This is a genomic window from Methylobacterium sp. J-048 (assembly GCF_022829515.1).
Classification (GTDB): Bacteria; Pseudomonadota; Alphaproteobacteria; order Rhizobiales; family Beijerinckiaceae; genus Methylobacterium.
This window is the reverse complement of record NZ_JAKSYL010000198.1, coordinates 57,791-80,032: the sequence shown is the minus strand read 5'-3', so window position 1 is coordinate 80,032 and position 22,242 is coordinate 57,791. Positions and strand designations below refer to the sequence as shown.

The following is a 22,242-nucleotide window of genomic DNA, read 5'->3' as shown; positions in this document are numbered from 1 at the left end:
GGGGGCCAGAAGCGGAGATCGGGAGCGGCCCCAGGGGCCATACCAGTCCCGCCCTCGCGACAGAACCCGCCCGAATCGTCTTCCGGTGACGGTCGGACCGGATCAGCCCCGCAAAATCTCGAAGCGGTCCGACGCCGGTGGATCGCCGCCCTCATGCGCGGTGACGTCGGAAACCCGTGCGCCGGGCGGCCCCGACCAGCATTGCGCTACGATCTGATCGACGGCGTCCGACGGCCCGCCGAACAGCGCTTCGACCGAGCCGTCGTCGCGGTTACGCACGAAGCCGAATAGACCGCGCGCACGCGCTTCGGCCTGGGTCCAGGCCCGGTAGGACACGCCCTGGACGCGTCCCTGGATGATGACGGAGACGGTGCGCAACGTGCTCACGAGATGGGCACCGTCCCCAAAAGGCCCGCGCAAAGACGCGCGGGCCGCCAGACCCTTACTCGGCCGCCATCGGGCGACGGACGCCGGAGCCCATGGGGACCGAGCGCGTCTCGCCGGTGCGGACGTGGGTCGAGTAGAGCATCAGGCCGGTGAAGGCGAGGCCGCCGACGATGTTGCCGAGCAGCGTCGGGATCTCGTTCCACAGCAGGTAATCCATGACGGTCAGGTGGCCGCCCATCAGGATCGCCGACGGGAACAGGAACATGTTCACGACCGAGTGCTCGAAGGTCATGAAGAAGAACACCGTGATCGGCATCCACATGGCGATCACCTTGCCGGGGACCGAGGTGGACAGCATCGCGCCAATGACGCCGGTGGAGACCATCCAGTTGCACATCATGGCGCGCACGAAGAGCGTCAGCATGCCGGCGGCGCCGTATTTCTCGTAGCCGAGGGTGCGGGCCTCGCCGATGCCGGCGATCGCCTTGCCGACCGCGTTCGGCTCGGTGGCGAAGCCGAAGGTGAAGACGATCGCCATCATCACGGCGGTGGTGAGCGCGCCGGCGAAGTTGCCGAAGAACACCAGCGTCCAGTTGCGGGCGATGCCGGCCACGGTGACGCCCGGGCGCTTGTCGATCAGGGCGAGCGGCGTGAGCACGCAGACGCCGGTGAACAGGTCGTAGCCGAGCAGGTACAGCATCGAGAAGCCGACCGGGAACAGCAGCGCCCCGACCAGCGGCTGGCCGGTGGTCTGGTTGATGGTCACCGCGAAGGCGGCCGCGAGCGCCAGGATCGCGCCGGCCATGTAGGCCCGGATGAACGTGTCTTTGGTGGCCATGAAGACCTTCGATTCGCCGGCATCGACGGCCTTCTTCACGAAATCGGCGGGCGCCAGATAGGACATGCGAACCTCTCCCCGCACGCGGCCGCCGATCGCCGTTGACCGAAGGGCACGCTGCGCAATCACGACAGCTGGCCGGGGCGCATGGTGGTGTCGCCACCCCGGTCGATCGCGAGCAAGCAGGTTGCGTACCAGTTGCCGGGCGTTCAGGCCGGCGGGCCGCGCATCCAGCTACTGAGTTCGCGAATATACGCCGGCGGCAGCTGCTCGGCGTGCGCGGCCGCCACCACGGCGTCGAGGTAGCCAGGCCGGGGCCGGCCGGGCGCGGTGGACCGGCCGAGGTAGATCAGGGCCCGCTTGACCCCGCCGGCCGTGGTCACGGGCAGCGTCGCCTTGGCATAAAGGCCGCCGGCGACACCCTCGTAGCGGTCCAGCGCCGGGATGTCGTCGAGCGCTAACTCCCACAAGATTCCATGGACCGCGCGGGCAGGGTCTCGCACCACCGAGGCGTAGCCCTCGCGCATGATGATGAAGCGGTACCCCGGCAGTCGCCCGCCGCCGATCAGCCGCGAGACCGGGCAGCGCAGGGCCATCGCGGTGGCATCCATGTTCGCGCCGTAGGCGAAGTAGAGGGGCATGCCGTCGTGATCAGCGGCCGACCGGCCGAGTTACTTCCCGGATTTGCGCTCGTCGCGCTGCACGGCCCATTCGTTCGCACGCATCGCCGCATAGGCCACCGCGAGCGTGATGGCGGGGATCACGAACGTCACGAAGATTTCGCCCGAGCTCATAGCCTGATGCTCCGCAGCACGCGTCTGCCCATCCAATGTAAGCCGATGGCCGTGCAAAGCCAGATCGCCACAAAAAAGGCGGTTGCCGGACGTAGAGGGGGCGCGTTCGCGATCCCGAAACTAATCGCGGTAATTGGCGTCACAAAACCGATGACGACGTAAGCCACCGCGATGTTGTTCAGCGCGGTGGCCAGAAGCTTCGTTTGCTCGTTGTGAACCGCACTCACGACGAACGCGCTACGATCAAGCGAATTCCAGGATTACCGCGTCGACCGCAAGGCTGTCGCCTTCCTTGGCGTGGATTTTCGCGACCGTGGCGTCGCGCTCGGCGCGAAGCATGTTCTCCATCTTCATCGCCTCGACCACCGCGATCGGCTCGCCGTTCTTCACCTCCTGGCCCTCGGTCACCAGGATCTGCTTCACGAGGCCCGGCATCGGGCAGAGCACCTGCTTGCCCGAGCCGGCCTGCTCCTTCACAGGCATCAGCGCGGCGAGTTCGGCCTCGCGGCGTGTGAAGACCCGCGCCTCGGCCGCCGCGCCGGCGTGCTGCAGGAACACGCCGTTCAGCAAGCCGCGCACCTGGATGGCGACGCGCTCGGAGCCGATCGTGCCGATCCAGACCGGCTCGCCCGGGCGCCACGCGCTCGCCACGGAGAGCGACGTGCCATCGTCCCGGGTGACGATCAGGTCCTCACCCTCGGGCTCGATGGTCACGGGGTAGGATTGGCCGGCCAGGATCACGACGCGGTCGCGCTCGAACGCGAACAGGCCGGGGGCGCGCATCTGCCCGGAGATCCCGCGCTTGCGCTGGTTGAGCTTGTGGTCGATCGCCGCCGCCGCGGCCATCATGCGAATCGCCACCGCGCCCGCGGGCTCCGGGGCGACGAAGCCGTTCGGGAACTCCTCGGCGATGAAACCGGTGGAGAGCTCACCCGCCTGCCAGCGCGGATGGGCCATCAGCGCCGAGAGGAACGGGATGTTGTGGCGGATGCCGTCGATCGCGAAAGCGTCCAGCGCATCGCCCTGCGCGGCGATCGCCTCGGCGCGGGTCGGGGCCCAGGTCACCAGCTTGGCGATCATCGGATCGTAGTGGATCGCGATCTCGCCGCCCTCCTCCACGCCGGTATCGTTGCGCACGATCGCGGTGCCCTGCCGGCCCTCCTCGGGCGGCCGGTAGGTGGTCAGGCGGCCGATCGAGGGCAGGAAGTTGCGGGTCGGATCTTCGGCGTAGACGCGGCTCTCGACCGCCCAGCCATCGAGCTTCACCTGCTCCTGGGTGAGCGGCAGCTTCTCGCCGGCCGCGACCCGGATCATCAGCTCGACGAGGTCGAGGCCGGTGATCATCTCGGTCACCGGATGCTCGACCTGGAGGCGGGTGTTCATCTCGAGGAAGTAGAAGGACTTGTCCTGGCCGGCGACGAACTCGACCGTGCCGGCGGAATCGTAAGAAACAGCCTTGGCGAGGGCGACGGCCTGCTCGCCCATCTTCCGGCGGGTTTCGGCGTCGAGCAGAGGCGACGGCGCCTCCTCGATCACCTTCTGATTGCGACGCTGAATCGAGCACTCGCGCTCGCCGAGATAGATTACGTTGCCGTGCTTATCGCCGATCACCTGGATCTCGATATGCCGCGGGTCGGTGATGAACTTTTCCACGAACACCCGGTCGTCGCCGAACGACGAGGACGCCTCCGACTTGGCGCGGGCAAAGCCCTCCGCGACCTCGCCCGACGAATGGGCGATGCGCATGCCCTTGCCGCCGCCGCCGGCCGAGGCCTTGATCATCACCGGGTAGCCGATCCCGTCGGCGATCTCGACAGCGTGCTCGGGGCTCTCGATCACGCCGAGGAAGCCCGGGACGGTGGAAACGTTGGCGGCTGCGGCCGCCTTCTTCGATTCGATCTTGTCGCCCATCGCGGCGATGGCGCCGGGATTGGGGCCGATGAACACGATGCCGGCGGCTTCGAGGGCCTTCGGGAAGGCCTCACGCTCGGACAGGAAGCCGTAGCCGGGATGGACCGCCTGGGCGCCGGTCTGCCGGCAGGCCTCGACGATCTTCTCGATGACGAGGTACGACTGCGCGGCGGCGGCGGGGCCGATATGGACCGCCTCGTCGGCCATGGCGACGTGGACCGCATCGCGGTCGGCGTCCGAATAGACTGCGACCGTCCTGATGCCCATCTTGCGGGCGGTCTTGATGACCCGGCAGGCGATCTCGCCCCGGTTGGCGATCAGGATCTTATCGAACATCGCTGGCGCATCGCTTTCGAGATCGCCGGATTGCAGACCGGCTTGACTGTCCCGATAGATCAGTTGCGCCGCGGACGGAAGCTGCGCCTTGGCCTTGGCGTCAAGCCGCGAGAGCGAAGGTGATGCGCGGAGCCTGGCTCGCCTCGCGGGTCCAGCGGTTGGCATCAAGGGCGAAGGCCATCAGGGCCTCGGCGCTGCCCTGCGCCTCGCGGACGATTTCCATGGCGATTCGGGCACCGACCGGGCTCGGGCCGTCGCGGCCGGTGAGCGAGCCGGCGAGCCAGGCCGCGACTTCGCGGTCGATATAGCCGGTCGGGCGCAGGCCCCACACGGCGAAGTCGACCACGGAGGCGACCAGGAAATCCGCGAAGGCGTCGGAGCCGATCACGGCCCGCTCCAGGGCGATCAGCATGTCGGCCTCGTCGCGGCTCATGATTCCCTCCGGCAGGACCTCGCGCTTGAGGACCAGGAGGTCCTCGTCGCTGATCGCGCCAGTCGTAACCGCATGGTTGCAGAACTGTTGAACGGAAATCATGGTCATGGCTGCCTGCTCCTCCGACCTTTGCTGTGGTCGGTGTTTGTCCCGGTGTGATTTGAACTTACGGGACGGCCCCCCTGCCGGAAGTTAACGGCAAGGTCTGAACGGAAGTTCAGGTAAACACGGACCGAGCAAGCAGGCTTATTGGGAAGTTGATCAGTTGCGTTACCGGACGATGACCGTGGCCCCGACGGGGACGCGATTGAACAGGTCCACCACGTCGATGTTGCGCATCCGGATGCAGCCCGAGGAGACCGCCTGCCCGATCTTCTCCGGCTCGTTGGTGCCGTGGATGCGGTAGAGCGTGTCCTTGCCGTGATCCGCCAGGTAGAGGGCGCGGGCGCCGAGCGGATTCATCGGGCCGCCCTGCATGGCGTGGACGTGGGGCCACCGCTTGATCATCTCGGCCGGCGGATTCCAGGCCGGCCATTCCGCCTTGCGGTCGACCGTGGCGGTGCCGGTCCATCCATAGGCTTCGTCGCCCACCGACACGCCGTAGCGGACCGCCTTGCCGTCCGGCAGCACGAGGTAGAGCTGGCGCTCCCTGGTCTCCACGACGATCGTGCCCGGGGGCTGCCCGGTCGGGTCGCTCACCTGGTAGCGGGCGAAGTGCGGGTCGAACTCGGCCTCGGGCACGAGAGCCATGAACTCCGCATCGCGGGCCGAGATTTTCGGATCCGGCACGGACTTGAACGTGCAGCCTCCGAGCAGCGCGGCACAGGCGATGATTGGGATGATGCGCATGCGGCTGTCCTCGGACGGCTTCCGGACGTCGGGATTGCCAACCCCGTCTCGACGCGTCCCGCGGAAGATTTGAGCAACTATAAGCAGGGCCGGCACACCGCCGTAGTCCGCGCGTTGCGCCCATGGCACATTGCCGGATCCTGTTGCAGGCGCGCGACAGGACCGCATCCGGGAGCGACCGTCGTGACCACCCTCTACGTCAGCCATCCCGCGAGTTTCGACCACGAGGTTCCGGAAGGGCATCCGGAGCGGCCGGCGCGGATGCGGGCGATCGAACGCGCCCTTGAAGACGAGCGCTTCGTCGGTCTGGTGCGGGTTGCGGCGCCGCGGGCGGAGGTCGAAGTGGCCACCCTGGCGCATCCCCGGGAATACGTCGACGCGCTGGTGGCCGCCGTGCCGGAGCACGGGATGGTCGGGATCGATGCCGACACGATCCTGTCGCCCGGCAGCCTGGAGGCGACCTTGCGGGCGATCGGGGGCGCCAACCACGCCCTCGACGCGGTCATGGCCGGCGAGTGCCGCAACGCCTTCGTGGCGATGCGCCCGCCCGGCCACCATGCCGAGCGGACCCGGTCCATGGGCTTCTGCCTGTTCAATCATGCCGCCATCGCGGCCCGCTACGCCCGGGAGAAGCACGGCGCCGAGCGCGTGGCCCTGGTCGACTGGGATGTCCACCACGGCAACGGCAGCCAAGACATTTTCTGGGACGATTCGAGCGTTCTTTACTGCTCGACGCACCAGATGCCGCTGTTCCCAGGCAGCGGCGCCGCCTCCGAGCGGGGCGAGAAGGATACGATCGTAAACGTGCCGCTGCGGCCCAACGACGACGGCGCGGTGTTTCGCGAGGCGTTCGAGGCCGGCATCCTGTCGCGGCTGGAGAGCTTCCGGCCCGACGTGATCGTGATCTCGGCCGGATTCGACGCCCACCGCCTCGACCCGCTGGCGAACCTCCGGCTGGAAGCGGAGGATTTCGGCTGGGCGACCCGCAAGCTGATGGAGCTGGCCGAGCGCTGCGCCGGCGGCCGGATCGTCTCGGTGCTGGAGGGCGGCTACAGCCTGGAGGGGCTGTCCAAATCCGTCTCCGCCCATGTGGACGCGCTGATGGGGCGGTAACGGCGCGCAAGCCGATTCGGTTTGCAGACGGCGCGAACCGCGGCATGATTGGCCGATTCGGGAACGAATCGGACTCATGCTGGCGTCAAAGCGCTTCGCCCCGCCTTCGCGGATGCGGGTCGGTGAACGGAATGCGCCTCCGGTCCGTTCGGGGAGCGATCGATGACCCTTACCGGCTTTCTCACTTACGCGCTGGCGCTCGGCGTGGCGGCCGCCGTACCCGGCCCCGGTGTCGTCGCGCTGATTGCCCGAGCGCTCAGTTCAGGCTTCCGAGCTGCCATGGCGTTCTCGGTGGGGCTGATCCTCGGAGATCTGACCTTCCTGTCCGCGGCGGTGTTCGGCTTGACCCTGATTGCGGAAACGCTGGGCGACGTCTTCGTCGTCGTCCGGCTCTGCGCCGGCCTGTATCTCGCTCATCTGGCGGTCCGCCTGTGGCGCTCAGCCGGGAAAACCGATCGGATCGAGGGCGGGCCGGCCGACCGGCCGCTGGCGAGCTTCCTCGCCGGGATCACCATCACCCTGGCCAACCCAAAGACGATCGTCTTCTATCTCGCCGTGCTGCCCACTCTGGTCGATCTCCGGACCGTCACGGGCACCGATTACGCCACTCTCGTCGGCCTGACCGCGTTGGTGCTGGTGGCGGTCATGACGCCCTATGCCGCCCTGGCGGCACGGGCGCGCGATTCGCTGCGAAAACCCGTGTTCCGCGCTCGGCTGAATCGGAGTGCGGCCGCCATCATGGCCGGCGCGGCGGTTTGGACCGTCGCGCGCCGGGCCTGACCGATCAGCCCTCCAGCGGCTCGTCGCCCAGCAGCTCGATGCCGAAGCCCGACAGGCCGACATAGGAGCGGGCCGAGGTCGCGAGGTTGCGGATCGAGACGACGCCGAGGTCGCGCAGGATCTGGGCGCCGAGGCCGACCTCGCGCCACTGGCGGGCCCGCAGGGCCTCCGTCCCCTCCTCCATGGCGCTCTTCAGCGGAACGCCGGCCGTCCCGTCCCGCAGGTACACCAGCACCCCACGGCCCTCGGACGCGAAGCGCTTGAGCACGGCATCAATCTGCTTGCCGCCGCCGATCACATCGGCCGCGACATTGGAGCGGTGAAGCCGCACCAGCACGTTCCGGCCGTCGCCGATCTCGCCCATCACGAAGGCGAATTGCTGGATCGCCTCAAAGGGCGTCGAGAACGCGTAGGCCGTCACATCGCCGTGGCTGGACTGGACGGAGAAATGCCCAACCCGCTCGACCAGCCGATCGCGGGCCTGCCGATAGGCGATCAGGTCGGCGACCGAGACGCGCTTCAGCCCATGCGTCTCGGAGAACGCCTCGATCTGCGGCCCCTTCATCACGGTGCCGTCGTCGTTGGCGAGTTCGCAGATCACGCCCACCGGCGGCAGCTCGGCGAGCTTGCACAGGTCGACCGCGGCCTCGGTATGGCCCGAGCGCATCAGCACGCCGCCGTTGCGGGCGATCAGCGGGAAGACATGGCCGGGCCTGACGAAATCGCCGGCGCCCATGTTGCCGTTGGCGAGCGCCCGCACGGTGTTGCAGCGCTGCTCCGCGGAGATGCCGGTGGTCAGCCCGTGCTTGACGTCGACCGTGACCGTGAAGGCGGTTCCGAGCGGCGCGTCGTTCGATGCCACCATCGGATCGAGGTGCAGCCGCCGGGCCTCGTCCTGGGTGATCGGCGCGCAGACGATGCCGCAGGTGTTGCGGATGATGAACGCCATCTTCTCCGGCGTGCAGAGCGAGGCCGCGACGACGAGGTCGCCCTCGTTCTCGCGATCGTCATCGTCGGTGACGACCACGATCTCGCCGCGGGCGAAGGCCGCGATGGCCTCGGTGACGGTGCAATGGGGCACGGATCGCTCTCTCGTCTCGCATCTCCCCGCCCCGCGAGGGGAGGAAAGGCCTGGCTCGCACGTCGCCGACAGGGATCCCGGTCCGGCGCGCGCGAGCCTGTGAAAAGTCCGGATTCGGAGCTTAGCCGATCGCGGCGCGATCGGGCACAGCCCCGGCGGGACAGGCCGCTCCCACCTGCCCGCGATGGCGTAGATAGTGATCGGCCAGCACGCAGGCCATCATGGCCTCCGCTACAGGCACGGCGCGGATGCCGACGCAGGGGTCATGGCGGCCCTTGGTGATGAGATCGACCTCGGCGCCGTCGCGGGTCACGGAGCGGCGCGGGGTCAGGATTGAGGAGGTCGGTTTCACGGCAAAACGCACCACCACCGGCTCGCCGTTGGAGATGCCCCCGAGGATGCCGCCGGCATGATTGGCGAGAAAGCGCGGGCGTCCGTCATTGCCGGCCCGCATCTCGTCGGCATTGTCCTCGCCCCGCAGGGCGGCGGCCGCGAACCCGTCGCCGATCTCGACCCCCTTCACGGCGTTGATCGACATCATGGCGGCGGCGAGATCCGCGTCGAGCTTGCCGTAGACCGGGGCGCCCAGGCCCGGCGGCACGTTCTCGGCGACCACCTCGATCACCGCGCCGACCGAGGAGCCGTCCTTGCGGATCCCGTCCAGATAGGTCTCGTATTGGGCGGCCGCCTCGGCGTCGGGGCAGAAGAACGGGTTGTTGCCGGTCTCGGCCCAGTCCCAGCGGGACCGGTCGATGGCGTGCGGCCCCATCTGGACGAGGGCCGCCCGGATGGTGATGCCCGGAATCACCTTCCGCGCCACGGCGCCGGCGGCGACCCGCGCCGCGGTCTCCCGGGCGGAGGACCGGCCGCCGCCGCGATAATCGCGGATCCCGTACTTGGCGTCGTAGGTGTAGTCGGCGTGGCCCGGCCGATAGCTGTCGCGGATCTCGGAATAATCCTTCGAGCGCTGGTCGGTGTTCTCGATCATCAGGGCGATCGGCGTGCCGGTGGTGAACTGGCGCCCGCCCGTGCGGTCGTCCGAGAACACCCCCGACAGGATCTTCACCTGATCGGGCTCGCGGCGCTGGGTGGTGAAGCGCGACTGGCCGGGCTTGCGGCGGTCGAGCTCAGCCTGGATCTCGTCGGCCTCCAGCGCCAGCCCGGGCGGACAGCCATCGACCACGCAGCCGAGCGCGACCCCGTGGCTCTCGCCGAAGGTCGTGACGCGGAACAGGTGGCCGAACGTGTTGTGAGACATGACGCGGCCCGTCTAGCGCGGGAGCGCCGGGGGCACAAACCGTCTTCCCGCGCAAAATCTTATGCCGGCTCCGAGCCGGCTATCGGCTGAACGCTGAGTCTCAGGCTAATCGCCTTGAGGACGCCCACCAGCGTGTCGAGCTGTGGGTTCCCCCTTCTCGGACAGGGCTCGATAGAGACTCTCGCACGATCGCCCTGTCTCAGCCGCGATCTGGGCCATGCCGCGCGCCCGCGCCAAGTCGCCGATGGCCGAAGCGATGAGCGCAGGATCGCCATCTTCGAGCATTGCCTCGATGTAGAGGGCGATGCGCTCGGGCGTATCAAGATGTTCTACGACATCCCAGGAGTGGTTTTTGGTAATCATCGGGGCCGTAAGTCCAAATTATTCATATCAAATGATGTAAATGTGTTGAAATAACAACATCAGACCGACAGGGATGCTCGGGTCAAACTATCTTGTTCGAAAGGCCGGACAGTTTCGGTGGATCGGCCGGAACTGTACCTGGACTTGGCTCATCGCGTGCTCACGCTTGACCATGCACGATGCCGTCGCTGACGGATGTGCTTGGAAAGCCGGGAGCATGCGGGATGCTGGTGGTGGACATATGCATCGCGCTCGTGGTGGTCACGATATTCGGCTTGAATTTCGTGGCGATCAAGATTGCCCTCGTGGCCTTTCCGCCGTTGTTTTTGACCGGCCTGCGCTTCCTGCTCGCGGCTTTCCCGGGCATCTTGATCTTGAAGCCGCCGCGGACTTCCCTCCGCATCGTCGTCGCGTTCGGCCTCATTCTCGGGGTCGTGAAGTTCGGCCTTCTCTTTCTAGGCATGGCGCTCGGCATGCCGGCGGGCCTGTCCTCGCTGGTGCTTCAGACGCAGGTCTTCTTCACGATCGGGCTCGCCTTCCTGGTCTTCGGCGAGCGTCCGAGCTGGCTCCAGTTGCTCAGCGCTCTGATCGCCGGCTGCGGGGTCGGCGTCATCGCCGTCTGGCAGGGACAGCATGCGCTTCTGGGGCCCTTTCTGCTCGTCATCGGGGCGGCCCTGTTCTGGGGCGTCGCCAACGTGATCGTGAAGGCCGCTGGCCGCGTCGACATGCTCGCCCTGATGGTCTGGGGCAGTCTAGTGGCGGCACCGCCGCTCCTCGTCCTGTCGCTGGTGATCGAAGGACCCGACGCCATCGCGTCCGCGTTCCGGCGGGCGGATGCGCAAACCTGGGGCGCCGTTCTGTTCATCGCCTATCCGACGACGATCCTCGCCTTCGCGCTCTGGAACCGGTTGCTCAGCCGCTACCCCGCCGTCACGGTGACGCCGTTCGCCTTGCTGATCCCGATCATCGGCATGTCCAGCTCGCGTTGGTTTCTCGACGAACCGTTCGAAGCCGCCGACGCGGCGGGCGCAGCGCTCATCTTCTTTGGGATCGCGCTGAACGTGCTCGTGGCATGGCTTCGTCAGCGGCGAGCCGGGGGGCCTCGTCCCGCATCCACTATCACGGCTGCCCCGCGAGCCCGCCCCGCGCCTTGAGCGCCCGATAAGCCGCGACCCCGACAGCGAGATCCGCCCGCAGGCGTCGCTCGTCCCCCAAACCGCCGAGGTCGTAGCTGAGACCGAGGATGTGCGCCGCCTCGTAGCCTTTCGGCAGGTCACCCGCGCTGCCGAGGGTGATGGACCGGTTCGGCAGGCTCTCGGCAAAGTCGGACAGGCGCGTGCGCAGCGCATCGCCGCTGGCGCGCAGATAGGCGTCAGTCCGTGACCCGTGCTTGCGGATCGCCGCCACCGTCCCCTGCGCCAGCGACAGGTGGACGACCTCGCGGTGGGCCGGAAACAGGTAGACCAGATAATAGCCGCGCGTGGCGCTGGTGGTCACAGTCGGGTCGAACACGGCGAGCCAGGGCACGGCCGCCCAGTGGCTGCCGCGTCCGGGGCTGCCCTTCACCAGGAACGGGCCGTCTATGGTGTCGAGGGCGTCGCGCAGCTCGTCCGGTGCGCCGCGCCGGATCACCGCCGCCAGGGGATGCCCGGCCGGCGGATCGAGCCGGGCGAGCGGGTATTCCTCGACGATCCGGCGCAGGGCGTGGCCGAGGCTCACATCGCGACCGGCATCAGGCCGGCACCTGCTCGATCGCGGTCGGCTCCGTCCCGGGAATCTGGTTGCGCCCGTGGCGGAAATTGGAGAGCGCCTGATAGGTTTTGAGCCGCGCCCGCATCAGCGAACCGAGCGGGCGGTGCGTCGCGAGAGCGTGGGCCGGCCGGAAGGACAGGACATCGTCGGCGTAGCGGGTGCGCGCTTCGGATCGGGAATCCTGCGCCGGCAGGACCAGGCGCGCGACGGTGCGATAGGGGCTCGCCGCCTCGTCCCAGCGCTTCGACGCATCCTCGACCGGCATGTCGTTGAGATTTGTGCAGAGTTGTGCGCGAATCTCGAACACGGCCGTATCGCCTCCGAAATAAGCCGTGACCGCATGCCGGAACGCGTCCGGGTCCTCGCCCGGATGCAGCTTCTCGCCGGCCAGGGCCTCCTGCTTCGAGCCAGCCGGGAAGGCCGCGATCTTGGCGACATGGTCGCCGTAGCGGAGCGCGGCTTGCGAATAATACGGCTCGGCCAGCGGATGCAGGGGCTCGTGCCCGAAGAAATCGAGGAGCGGCGAACTCTCCCCCGTCACGGCCTTCACGACGGTGTCGATGGCCCGGGCGGTCCCGGAAACGGCAGCCTTCACGGCTTCCGGCGCCTTCGTGCCGGCCTCCAGCTGCTTCATCCTGCCGAGGAACCCTTTGGCATCCGGGTTCGGGAAAACCGGGCCGGTCGCGAGCACGAAATCCTGGGTCGCTGCGCTATGGCCGGGCAGCTTCTCGCCCTCGACGCCCAGCACCTTGATCGCCATGCCCCGGTGGGTCGAGACGCTGTCCTTCAGGAGTTCGCCCGGCCCCTGCGCGAATCGAACGATCACCGGATAGGTGCCGCCCTTGGCGAACAGGCCCTGCTTCAGCTCGGGCGGGAGGTCGTCCGGCACCTGAAGCTCGCCGATGACCACACCGCTGACCTTGGCGTGTGAGGCACGCACCGCGTGGCCGTAACGACTGGCCGTGGTCTCGCTTTCGCGGGTCATCGACGCGATGATCGCGTCGATGGTGTCGTTCTCGTCCGGCGCCGGCGTCTCGATGCCGTCGTGGTAGCGCAGATAAGTCTCGGCCAAGGTCTTTAATCCCGATCGCATCCTATCGGGAGCCAACCGCCGGGCCGTACATCGGTTTCCGACGCGGGGATCAGGCATTCGGTCGCGCCAGGACCCCGCCGGTCATCGGCTCGCGCACCCCGGTGGTCGGCGGGAAGGTGATCGGCAGGCCCCGCAGCGAGCGCACCGCGAGATACGCGAAGGCCTGGGCCTCCAGGTAGGCCGAGGACCAACCGATCGCGTCCGCGGTCGTGATCTCGGCGCGCAGGTGATAGTTCAGCAACCGCACCAACTCGCCGTTGCGCGCGCCGCCGCCAGCCACGATCCAGCGGGTCGGGATCTCGGGGGCGTGGTCCAGCGCCCGGGCCACCGCCCGAGCCGTGAAGGCCGTGAGCGTCGCAGCCCCGTCCTCGGTCGAGAGCTGGCCGGCGAGCTTGTGCGAGAACCAGTTCCGATCGAGGGATTTCGGAGGCCGGCGAAAGAAGAACGGGTGCATCAGCAGCCAGGCGAGCAGCGGTTCGTCGGCGCGGCCGCGGGCGGCGGTGCGCCCGCCATCGTCGAGGTTCTTGCCCTCACGCTCCTGCATCCATTCGTCGATCAGGGCATTGCCGGGGCCGGTGTCGAAGGCGATCACGCCGCCCTTGGAATCGATCAGCGTCGCGTTGGCGACGCCGCCGATATTGAGGATGCCGAACGGGCCGTCGAAACCCGAAGCCTCGGCCAGCGCCTTGTGGAACACCGGCACCAGTGGCGCCCCCTGGCCGCCGGCCTCGATATCGGCCCGGCGCAGGTCCGAGACCACCGGGATGCCGAGCCGGGTGGCGAGCACCTGTCCGTCACCGATCTGGATGGAGATGCGCTGGTCCGGCCGGTGGATCACGGTCTGGCCGTGGAAGCCGATGACGTCGATCTCATCTGCTTGAAGCCCGTTCTCCGCCAGGAAACGCTCCACCGCCTCGGCATGGGCCTGGGTTACGAACGCCTCTGCCTCGGGCAGGCGCCCGGGCCGGTCGCCCGGATGGAGCACCGACTCGGCATCTTTGGTGGCGGCGCGCAGGAGCGCTTTCTCCTCATCGGAATAGCCGCGATACCCGGTCGGCCCCAGGGGCTCCAGGAAGTTGTTCGGGCCTTTGACCACGTGGACCCGCTCGCCGTCGGTCTCGATCAGCGCGATGTCGACGCCGTCCAGCGAGGTGCCGCTCATCAGCCCGATCGCGCGCATCATCGCCATTCCGCCCTGCCCCGTGCCTTTCGGCGAACGCCCTGCTAAGAGCGCGCCGTATCCTGACCCCAGCGCGAGCTAGCACGCAGAGCCTCGGCCTGTCGCGCCGGCTGGCGACCCGAGACCGCAGCCATGACCTCCGAGAGCCTTGCGCCGAAATCCGACTTCCTGCGGATCCTGACCGAGCGCGGCTACATCCACCAGACTTCCGACCTCGCCGGGATCGACGCTGCGGCCTCCGAAGGGCGGCTGACGACCTATGTCGGCTACGATTGCACGGCGGCCTCACTCCATGTCGGGCACCTGCTGTCGATCATGATGCTGCACTGGCTGCAGGCCACCGGAGGCAAGCCGATCGCCCTGATGGGCGGCGGCACCACCCGGGTCGGCGACCCGTCCGGCCGCGACGAGACCCGCAAGATCCTCACCGTCGAGCAGATCGACGCCAACAAGGCCGAGATCCGCAAGACCTTCGACCGGTTCCTGCGCTTCGGCGAGGGCGCGGGCGACGCCGTGATGGTCGACAACGCCGAGTGGCTGACCAAGCTCAACTACATCGAGATGCTGCGCGACATAGGCCGCCATTTCTCGGTGAACCGCATGCTGTCGATGGACAGCGTCCGCCTGCGCCTGGAGCGCGACCAGGAACTGTCGTTCCTGGAATTCAACTACATGATCCTGCAATCCTACGATTTCGTCGAGCTGAACCGCCGCTACGGCTGCATCCTGCAGATGGGCGGCTCGGACCAGTGGGGCAACATCGTCAACGGCATCGATCTCGGCCGGCGCATGGGCACGCCCCAGCTCTACGCCCTGACCTGCCCGCTGCTGACCACGTCCTCGGGCGCCAAGATGGGCAAGACCGCCGCCGGTGCGGTCTGGCTGAACCCGGACATGCTCAAGCCGTACGATTACTGGCAGTTCTGGCGGAACACCGAGGATGCGGACGTGGCCCGCTTCCTCAAGCTGTTCACGCTGCTGCCGATGGAAGAGATCGCGCGGCTCGCGGCGCTCGCCGGCTCCGAGATCAACGCGGCCAAGATGGTGCTCGCCACCGAGGCCACCGCGCTGATGCACGGCCGCGAGGTCGCCGAGGCCGCCGCCGAGACCGCGCGGAAGACCTTTGTGGAGGGCACCCTCGCTGCGGATTTACCGAGCGTCACCGTGCCGGCCGCGACCCTGGAAGCCGGGCTCGGCGTGCTCACCGCGTTCGGGCCGGAGATCGCCAGACTCGTGCCCTCGACCAGCGAGGCGCGGCGCCAGATCAAGGGCGGCGGGTTGCGGGTCAACGACGCCGCGGTGACGGACGAGAAGGCGATGCTGACGCCGGCGGACCTGACCGCAGACGGGGTGATCAAGCTGTCCTTCGGCAAGAAACGGCACGTGCTGCTGCGGACGGCGTAGTGCAAGATCGGGTTTCCAAAGGGCCTCCGGCCCTTTGGCGGGGTTCGGGGCGCGCAGCCCCGAGGCGCTAGGGTTCTGCCCTGGACCCGCAAAAAGTCCGTGACCTTTTGAAACCCAGACTTGTCGATCCGATCCTTACGGATCCAGCCCGTCCGCCGCCCGCCGCGCCGCGCGCAGCTTCTCGACGCGGGCCACCGAGAATACCGAAGCCTCGTAGAGAATCAGCATCGGCAGCGCGAGCGAGAGCTGCGAGATGACGTCCGGCGGCGTCAGCACGGCGGCGACCACGAAGACCAGCACGATCGCGTAGCGCCGCTTCTCGCGCAGGAAGGCCGCGTCGATGATGCCGATCTGGCCGAGCAGCGTCAGGATCACCGGCAGCTGGAACGCGATGCCGAAGGCGAAGATCAGCGTCATGATCAGCGAGAGATACTCGTCGACCTTGGGGAGCAGCTTGATCGTCGGCTCGCCGGCGACGCCGACCTGCTGCAGCGAAACCGAGAACTTGATCAAGAGCGGCATCGCCAGGAAGAACACCACCAGAGCGCCCAGCACGAAGAAGATCGGCGTGGCCACCAGATAGGGCAGGAACGCCTTGCGCTCGTTGCGGTACAGCCCCGGCGCTACGAAGGCGTAGATCTGCGTCGCGATCACCGGAAAGGCGAGGAACGCGGCGCCGAACACGCTGAGCTTGATGTTGGTGAACACCTGCTCGAGGAAATGCGTCGCGATCAGCTCGGCATTCTGCACGCCCACGATCGAGACGTACGGGTAGACCAAAATGTTGTAGATATTGCGCGAGAAAAAGAAGCAGCAGAAGAACATCGCCACGAAGGCGATCAGCGACTTGATCAGCCGCGAACGCAATTCAATCAGGTGTTCGAGGAGCGGCGCGCGGGACGCTTCGATCTCGGCCTCGTCGGCGTCGCTGATCATCGGGCGGTGGCGCCGTTCTTCGGGTCCATGGGCGTGTCGTGCGTCGCAGGCGGCTCGGGCGGCGGGCCGTAGGGATCATCCACCGAGCCCGGGATCGGGAGCGGTGCTTCGGGCGGGGCAGCGTGCTGGAGCGGATCGGTATGAGCGGTCGGCTCAGCGGGCGCGGCTTCGGTGCCCGTTGGCGCGGCGGCGTCCTGCTCAGCCTTAAGCTGCGCGGTAGCATCGGCCAGGGAGCGCGTATCCGCCGCCGGCTTCTCGGGGCCGAGGGTTTCGGTGCCCTGCCTTGCGGCGACCCGACCCTCGACTGCGCCCTTCAGCTCGTCCCGGATCGTCTGGACCGGGTTGAAGCCGGTGCTCGTCGAGCGGACGGTGTTGCGGATGCCATCGACCTCTTTGCGAACCTCGTCGAGCTCGGCTTCGCGGATCGCCTCGTTGAACTGCATCTGAAACTCGCCGGCCATGCGGCGCAGCTTCGTGGTGATCTGCCCGACGGTGCGCAGCGCCTTCGGGAGATCCTTCGGCCCGATGACGATGAGGGCGACGCCGCCGATCAGCATCACCTCGCCCCAACTCATGTCCAGCATGTCGTCGACGGTCCTGCTGCCCTGGGATCCGGACCCGAGTCCGAACCCCCGTCAGGCTCTACACCACAGCGCGCGCGCTGACAGTCTCTCAGACCGGCTTGCGCTCGCCGCCCGGGAGATGGCTCGCCGGGATCGCGGTCCCGGGGCTCGTTTCGGCGGTGTGCGGGAGGGTGCGGACCGGCTCGCTCGGCGGCACCGGCTGGCTCGCCGGGGGAGTCTCGTCCTCGGCCATGCCCTTCTTGAACGCCTTGATGCCCTTGGCGACGTCGCCCATCAGGTCGGAGACCTTGCCGCGTCCGAACAGCAGCATGACGATGACGGCAACGATGACCCAGTGCCAGATACTCATGCTGCCCATGGCAACCTCCTGCGTGCGTCCACCTGCCTGCGCCCACCTGTGGGTGCGTGACGCCACGACCGGTTGAAGATTTCCGGGCGAACCTAGGGATCGGACCGCCCGAACACAAGCAGAGGCGGGTGCAGGGGCGGTGGAAGGCCGCGGGTTGAAGCCGCGTCCCGCTAGGCCGTTGCCGGCTTTCGGAAAACGATGCTCCGCTAGGCTGCGGTGGCGAGCGCCGCGGCGAACCGGGCGCGGGCCTCGGGCAGGTCGATCCCGTCATCGGCGCGGTCGAGGCGCGCCAGCGCGGCGGCGGCCCGCCGGGCGGCCTCGTCCGACAGAGCCGGGGCGGCTTCGGCGACCGCGCGCATCTCGTCCATCGCGCCATTGCAATGCAGCCCGATATCGATGCCCGCCGCGAAGGCGGCCTGCGTCCGGTCGCGGAACGTGCCGGTGAGCGCGTGCATGGACAGATCGTCGGTCATCAGGAGGCCATCAAAGCCGATGGCGCCGCGGATCACGTCGCGGATGACGGCGGCCGACTGGGTGGCCGGCCGATCTGGGTCGATCGCGGTGAAGACCACGTGCGCGCTCATCGCCATCGGCAGGTCGGCCAGCGCCTGGAACGGCCGGAAATCCTGGCCGGCCAGGGCCTCGCGGGTCGCTTCGACCACCGGCAGGCCGTGATGGCTGTCGCAGGCGGCGCGGCCGTGGCCGGGCACGTGCTTCATAACCGGCAGGACGCCGCCGGCGATCAGGCCCTCGGCCACGGCCCGGCCGATCTCGGCGACCGAATCCGGGTTCGAGCCGTAGGCTCGGTCGCCGATGATGTCGTGCGAGCCCGGGGCCGGGACGTCGAGCACGGGGGCGCAATCGACGTTGATGCCGACTTCGGCGAGATCGTGCGCTATCAACCGGGCGCCGAGCCGGGCGATCGCGGTGGCGCTACCGTTCAGCCGGCCGTAGCGCCCACCCGCCGGATATGCCGGCCAGTGCGGCGGCCCCATCCGCTGGACCCGGCCGCCCTCCTGGTCGATCAGGATCGGCGCTGCGGCGGAGCCCAGGCAATCGCGCAGCGACGCGGTCAGGGCGCGCACCTCGTCCGGCGTGCCGATGTTGCGCTTGAACAGGATGAAGCCCCAGGGCCGCACGTCACGGAAGAAGGCGGCCTCCTCGGCGGAGAGCGTCTTGCCGGCGCAGCCGAGGATCAGGGCACGGGCGGTCATGCGGGGTTCTCAGTGGCCACGCGGGTGCGGCGAGGAAAAAGCGGGTCCGGCGAATCGGTGCCGGCAGAGTCGGGCGGGAAATGGGAGCCGGCAAGGCGAAACCGCGTGCCCAGCCCATCTGAGGCATTCAGGGGGACCGAGTGTTGCGGGAGGGACTCGCGTCTTGCGTTCAAGTCCTCCCCCCTCCCCGCTCGGTGCGATGTTCTCACAGCGCCTTGCGGAGGCCGCGACGCGCCCCCCTCTCCCGTGCGGGAAAGGGTTGGGGTGAGGGTTCAGGTTTCTACGGAAAAGTCGCACCCCTCACCCTGTCTCTCTCCCGCACGGGAGAGGGGACCCGAGCCTCATCCGGAAATCTTCGATCCCGGCAGCATGCTCGGGACGGAGCGCTACGGTTGCCGGCTACCGCTGCCTCAATTCTTGGCCACGAAGCACTGGCCGCCCTCGCCCTGCAGGGCTGTGCACAGGCTCGCGGCTTCATTCTTGGCCAGCGGTCCGACGCGGACGCGGAAGATCGTCTTGCCGTTGACCTCCGCCTGCCGGATCAGCTCGGGCTTTCCGGCGAGCTCGCTGTACTTGGCCTGCATCTGCTTGAGCGCGGCCTTCGCCTCGGCAGCGCTGCCGCGCACTCCGAGCTGAACCGAGAACCCGCCGACCGAACCGGTCTTGACGGTGTCGTCGACGCCTTCCGGCGCGTCCGACGCGGGCGTCGCCACGGAAGCGACCCGCTGGGCAACCTTCGGCGGCGGCTTCATGGCGACGGGCTTCGCCGGAGCGGCCTCGACCGGGATGGGGGACGGAGGTGCCTGGACCGGCTCCGGCGCGGGCGGCGGCAGCGCCGCGGCGGCCTGGCGGCCGGGCCTGGCTTTCGTCTGTTGCGGCGGCTCGTCGGTGGGCAGGACCATGGTCGGGATCGGGGCCGGGGCGGCATCGGCCTGCGCTTCGCGCTGCACCGGCGCGGGCGGGGCCTCCGGCTTCACCGCCACGGTGCGGACCCGGCGCGGCTCGCCGAAGGCCTCGAACGGTCCGTTGCCCGGCGTGGTGCCGCTCTGCGCGCCACCGGCGGGACCGGTACCCTGCGCCGCGCGAGCCGCCTCGGCCACGTCGATCGGCTGCTCCTCGCGGTTGACGATCTTGATCTGGCCGTCCTTGGGCTTGCCCTTGTTGTTGTCGTAGATCTGCCGGTTCTGGTCCGGAATCTCGACGCCGTCAGCGACCTTCGGGGCGACCTTGAGGGGCGTGGAATCGGCCTGGACGACGGGCACGCCACCGCCGCTGCCAGAGCCCTGAAGCCCTTTGTAGGTCAGCGCGCCGGTGACGGCGACCGCGACGATCGCGATGCCGGCCCCCACGGAGGCGAGCCGGCGACGCGGGTTCACCCGCCGGAGCGAGCGGCCGTCCTCGTACTCCGCGGCTGCCGGATCCTGCTGATCGTCGGCGCCGTAGGCCACCGGCTCCTCGTGCGTGTCGCGCTCCACCGAGGCGAGGTACTGGTCGAAGGCGTCCGCAGGATTTGGCTTGACCGGCTCAGGGGCGAAGCTCGGCTCGACCCGGCCATCCCAGGCGGCCTGCGGCTGCGCGGTGGCCGCGCCACGCATCTCGTCCCGGGCCGCCAGCAGCGCGCGGAAGGGGTCGTCCTGCCCGACGATCCGCGCAAGCTCGGCCAGCGGGTCGGGCTTGGCGCCCGCGGCGCCGCGGGCCTGATCCTGACGCAGATCGCGCGCGAGGGCGTCCAAATCGACCTGAGCGCGCGAAGCGTTCGTCATGGCAGCATCCTCACATCACGGCCGGTCACCGGCCCGATGGTCATCGAGCCTATCGCATCTCGTCCGGCGCGGTCACACCGAGCACCGCGAGGCCGGCCGCGAGGGTACTCCGGAGAGCCTCGACGAGCGCCAGCCGCGCCCAGGTCGACTTTCGGTCGGTTGCATTAACAAACCGTAATTGCGGCAAGTCTTTGCCCTTGTTCCATAAAGTATGAAGCGCGGCCGCCATTTCGTAGAGGTGGAACGCGATTCGATGCGGCTCGTGCGCGAGCGCCGCCGATTCCAGGACCCGCGGGTATTGGGCGATCAGCCGCATCACGTCGATCTCGCCCGAATCGCCGAGAAGACCGAACTCGGCCTCGCGCAGCAATGCGTCGGCGGACAGTTCCGCCCCCGGGAACGCCTCGCGCGCCTGCCGCTGCACCGAGCGGACCCGGGCATGGGCGTACTGGACGTAGAAGACCGGGTTGTCCTTCGACTGCTCGACCACCTTGGCGAGGTCGAAATCGAGGGTCGCGTCGTTCTTCCGGTAGAGCATCATGAACCGGATCGCGTCGCGGCCGACCTCGTCGATCACGTCGCGCAGGGTGACGAATTCTCCGGCCCGCTTCGACATCTTTACGGGCTCGCCCGCGCGCAACAGCCGCACCAGCTGGCAGAGCTTCACGTCCAGCGTCGCCTGGCCGTCGCTGACCGCCTTCACGGCCGCCTGCATGCGCTTGACGTAGCCGCCATGGTCGGCGCCGAGCACGTCGATCAGCTCAGTGGCACCCGCCAGGTACTTCGCCCGGTGGTAGGCGATGTCGGAGGCGAAGTAGGTGTACGAGCCGTCCGACTTGAGCAGCGGCCGGTCGGTGTCGTCGCCGAACTCCTTCGTGCGGAACAGCGTCTGCTCGCGGTCCTCCCAATCCTCGGGCAACTGGCCCTTGGGCGGCGGCAGGCGGCCTTCGTAGACGAGGCCCTTCTCGCGCAACTCCTGAAGCAGGGCCTTCACGGCCCCGCTCTGCTGGAGCGTCCGCTCGGAGAAGAACACGTCGTGCCGGATGCCGATCGCCTCCAGATCGGCCCGGATCATGTCCATCATCATGCCGAGCGCGACTTCGCGGACCACCGGCAGCCACGCGGCCTCCGGCTGGTCGAGGAGCGCCCGGCCATGGGTCTCGGCGAGTCTGGCGCCGACGGGCTTGAGGTAATCGCCCGGATAGAGCCCCTCGGCGATCGCGAACGGCTCGCCCAGGGCCTCGCGATAGCGCTGGTAGGCGGAGCGGGCCAGCACATCGACCTGGGCGCCCGCATCGTTGATGTAATATTCGCGCGTCACCTTCCGGCCGGCCGCGACCAGCAGATTGCACAGGGCATCGCCGAACACCGCGCCGCGGCCATGGCCGACATGCATCGGCCCGGTCGGATTGGCCGAGACGTACTCGACGTTGATCGGGCCGCCCTGCAGCTGCGCTCGGCCGAACCGCTCCGGGTCCGCAAGCGCGCTGCGCACCACCTCGTGAAAGATTTCGGGGGCCAGGCGTAGGTTGATGAAGCCCGGGCCGGCGACGCTGGCCTCCTGGATCCGCGGATCGGTGCGGAGTTCGGCCGCCAGCGCTTCGCCCAAGGCCTTCGGGTTGGTCCGCGCCTCCTTGGCGAGGACCAAGGCGGCGTTGGTGGCGAGGTCGCCATGCGACGTGTCCCGCGGCGGTTCGACGACGACGCGGCCGAGGTCGAGGCCCTCCGGCAGCTGGCCGGCGCGGGTCAGCGCCTCCACGGCCTCGCGCACGCGCGCCTCGAACAGGGCGAAGATGTTCATCGGTCTCGGTCTCGCTCGCGCGG

General features: G+C 68.4%; 24 protein-coding genes. 4 read left to right on the top strand and 20 right to left on the bottom strand.

All coding sequences use genetic code 11. The features are described 5' to 3' along the window. Nucleotides 1-102 precede the first annotated feature (102 nt). The 8 genes from MKL09_RS20325 to MKL09_RS20295 form a co-directional block, all read right to left on the bottom strand. A complete protein-coding gene (locus MKL09_RS20325; RefSeq protein ID WP_244023133.1) occupies nt 103-387 on the bottom strand; it encodes an acylphosphatase in 285 nt (94 codons plus the stop codon). Between the two features lie 55 nt (nt 388-442). Beyond that, on the bottom strand, nt 443-1,291 hold the full coding sequence (locus MKL09_RS20320; RefSeq protein ID WP_244023131.1) for a formate/nitrite transporter family protein: 849 nt from the start codon (nt 1,289-1,291) through the stop codon (nt 443-445). Nucleotides 1,292-1,434: 143 nt separating this feature from the next. Next, entirely contained in the window at nt 1,435-1,866 is a 432-nt protein-coding gene (locus MKL09_RS20315) for a gamma-glutamylcyclotransferase family protein (RefSeq protein WP_244023129.1), read from the bottom strand. Between the two features lie 30 nt (nt 1,867-1,896). Beyond that, nucleotides 1,897-2,019 carry a hypothetical protein gene (locus MKL09_RS32065; RefSeq protein WP_279606004.1) on the bottom strand — a complete coding sequence of 41 codons (123 nt, stop codon included), beginning with the start codon at nt 2,017-2,019 and terminating at the stop codon, nt 1,897-1,899. Further along, a complete protein-coding gene (locus MKL09_RS20310; protein ID WP_244023127.1) occupies nt 2,016-2,246 on the bottom strand; it encodes a hypothetical protein in 231 nt (76 codons plus the stop codon). The genes MKL09_RS32065 and MKL09_RS20310 overlap by 4 nt, the downstream gene beginning before the upstream one ends. Nucleotides 2,247-2,262: 16 nt before the next feature. Continuing rightward, complete coding sequence (locus MKL09_RS20305) at nt 2,263-4,266, bottom strand: acetyl/propionyl/methylcrotonyl-CoA carboxylase subunit alpha (RefSeq protein WP_244023126.1); 2,004 nt, start codon at nt 4,264-4,266, stop codon at nt 2,263-2,265. A 100-nt stretch (nt 4,267-4,366) separates the two neighbouring features. Continuing rightward, the gene (locus tag MKL09_RS20300) at nt 4,367-4,807 is read right to left on the bottom strand and encodes a hypothetical protein (protein ID WP_244023124.1); all 441 of its coding nucleotides are present in this window, start codon (nt 4,805-4,807) and stop codon (nt 4,367-4,369) included. Nucleotides 4,808-4,969: 162 nt separating this feature from the next. Further along, nucleotides 4,970-5,548, bottom strand: coding sequence for a L,D-transpeptidase (locus MKL09_RS20295; RefSeq protein WP_244023121.1), 579 nt, complete (start codon nt 5,546-5,548; stop codon nt 4,970-4,972). 183 nt (nt 5,549-5,731) lie between these two features. On the opposite strand from MKL09_RS20295, the gene MKL09_RS20290 reads away from it, so the two are divergent. Together MKL09_RS20290 and MKL09_RS20285 are read left to right on the top strand one after the other, a co-directional pair. Further along, nucleotides 5,732-6,661, top strand: a complete 930-nt coding sequence (locus MKL09_RS20290; RefSeq protein ID WP_244023119.1) for a histone deacetylase family protein — start codon at nt 5,732-5,734, stop codon at nt 6,659-6,661. 162 nt (nt 6,662-6,823) lie between these two features. Next, the gene (locus tag MKL09_RS20285) at nt 6,824-7,441 is read left to right on the top strand and encodes a LysE family translocator (protein ID WP_244023117.1); all 618 of its coding nucleotides are present in this window, start codon (nt 6,824-6,826) and stop codon (nt 7,439-7,441) included. Nucleotides 7,442-7,445: 4 nt separating this feature from the next. Here MKL09_RS20285 and ribB read toward each other — a convergent pair whose 3' ends face one another. The 3 genes from ribB to MKL09_RS20270 all read right to left on the bottom strand — a co-directional run bounded on the left by ribB (nt 7,446) and on the right by MKL09_RS20270 (nt 10,143). Continuing rightward, nucleotides 7,446-8,522 (bottom strand): 3,4-dihydroxy-2-butanone-4-phosphate synthase, encoded by a 1,077-nt coding sequence (ribB, locus tag MKL09_RS20280; RefSeq protein WP_244023114.1) that lies wholly within the window; start codon nt 8,520-8,522, stop codon nt 7,446-7,448. Between the two features lie 121 nt (nt 8,523-8,643). Continuing rightward, the gene (gene aroC / locus MKL09_RS20275; RefSeq protein WP_244023111.1) at nt 8,644-9,780 is read right to left on the bottom strand and encodes a chorismate synthase; all 1,137 of its coding nucleotides are present in this window, start codon (nt 9,778-9,780) and stop codon (nt 8,644-8,646) included. Nucleotides 9,781-9,885: 105 nt separating this feature from the next. After that, nucleotides 9,886-10,143: an addiction module antidote protein gene (locus tag MKL09_RS20270; protein ID WP_313901197.1), complete on the bottom strand. Its 258-nt coding sequence runs from the start codon at nt 10,141-10,143 to the stop codon at nt 9,886-9,888. A 224-nt stretch (nt 10,144-10,367) separates the two neighbouring features. Between MKL09_RS20270 and MKL09_RS20265 the strand changes: the two genes are divergently transcribed. Next, nucleotides 10,368-11,297, top strand: coding sequence for an EamA family transporter (locus MKL09_RS20265; RefSeq protein WP_244023109.1), 930 nt, complete (start codon nt 10,368-10,370; stop codon nt 11,295-11,297). On the opposite strand, the gene MKL09_RS20260 is transcribed toward MKL09_RS20265, so the two are convergent. From MKL09_RS20260 to MKL09_RS20250, 3 genes are read right to left on the bottom strand one after another with little or no spacing between them, the layout of a single operon-like run. Further along, nucleotides 11,263-11,862, bottom strand: coding sequence for a DUF3578 domain-containing protein (locus tag MKL09_RS20260; RefSeq protein ID WP_244023107.1), 600 nt, complete (start codon nt 11,860-11,862; stop codon nt 11,263-11,265). The genes MKL09_RS20265 and MKL09_RS20260 overlap by 35 nt on opposite strands. Nucleotides 11,863-11,875: 13 nt before the next feature. Then, nucleotides 11,876-12,988 (bottom strand): catalase family protein, encoded by a 1,113-nt coding sequence (locus tag MKL09_RS20255; protein WP_244023105.1) that lies wholly within the window; start codon nt 12,986-12,988, stop codon nt 11,876-11,878. Between the two features lie 49 nt (nt 12,989-13,037). Then, nucleotides 13,038-14,177 carry an anhydro-N-acetylmuramic acid kinase gene (locus tag MKL09_RS20250; RefSeq protein WP_244023103.1) on the bottom strand — a complete coding sequence of 380 codons (1,140 nt, stop codon included), beginning with the start codon at nt 14,175-14,177 and terminating at the stop codon, nt 13,038-13,040. Between the two features lie 123 nt (nt 14,178-14,300). Between MKL09_RS20250 and tyrS the strand changes: the two genes are divergently transcribed. After that, nucleotides 14,301-15,572, top strand: a complete 1,272-nt coding sequence (tyrS, locus tag MKL09_RS20245; protein ID WP_244023101.1) for a tyrosine--tRNA ligase — start codon at nt 14,301-14,303, stop codon at nt 15,570-15,572. Between the two features lie 135 nt (nt 15,573-15,707). Here the strand turns inward: tyrS and tatC are convergent, their stop codons facing one another. The 6 genes from tatC to argS all read right to left on the bottom strand — a co-directional run bounded on the left by tatC (nt 15,708) and on the right by argS (nt 22,219). Continuing rightward, complete coding sequence (tatC, locus tag MKL09_RS20240; protein WP_244023099.1) at nt 15,708-16,508, bottom strand: twin-arginine translocase subunit TatC; 801 nt, start codon at nt 16,506-16,508, stop codon at nt 15,708-15,710. Beyond that, the gene (gene tatB / locus MKL09_RS20235; protein WP_244023097.1) at nt 16,505-17,092 is read right to left on the bottom strand and encodes a Sec-independent protein translocase protein TatB; all 588 of its coding nucleotides are present in this window, start codon (nt 17,090-17,092) and stop codon (nt 16,505-16,507) included. Before tatB ends, tatC begins: the two co-directional genes overlap by 4 nt. An 88-nt stretch (nt 17,093-17,180) precedes the next feature. After that, the gene (locus tag MKL09_RS20230) at nt 17,181-17,450 is read right to left on the bottom strand and encodes a twin-arginine translocase TatA/TatE family subunit (RefSeq protein ID WP_244023095.1); all 270 of its coding nucleotides are present in this window, start codon (nt 17,448-17,450) and stop codon (nt 17,181-17,183) included. Nucleotides 17,451-17,647: 197 nt separating this feature from the next. After that, nucleotides 17,648-18,655 (bottom strand): beta-N-acetylhexosaminidase, encoded by a 1,008-nt coding sequence (nagZ, locus tag MKL09_RS20225; RefSeq protein WP_244023093.1) that lies wholly within the window; start codon nt 18,653-18,655, stop codon nt 17,648-17,650. 410 nt (nt 18,656-19,065) lie between these two features. Continuing rightward, nucleotides 19,066-20,418, bottom strand: coding sequence for an SPOR domain-containing protein (locus tag MKL09_RS20220; RefSeq protein ID WP_244023092.1), 1,353 nt, complete (start codon nt 20,416-20,418; stop codon nt 19,066-19,068). 49 nt (nt 20,419-20,467) lie between these two features. Further along, the gene (gene argS / locus MKL09_RS20215; protein ID WP_244023090.1) at nt 20,468-22,219 is read right to left on the bottom strand and encodes an arginine--tRNA ligase; all 1,752 of its coding nucleotides are present in this window, start codon (nt 22,217-22,219) and stop codon (nt 20,468-20,470) included. Nucleotides 22,220-22,242 lie beyond the last annotated feature (23 nt).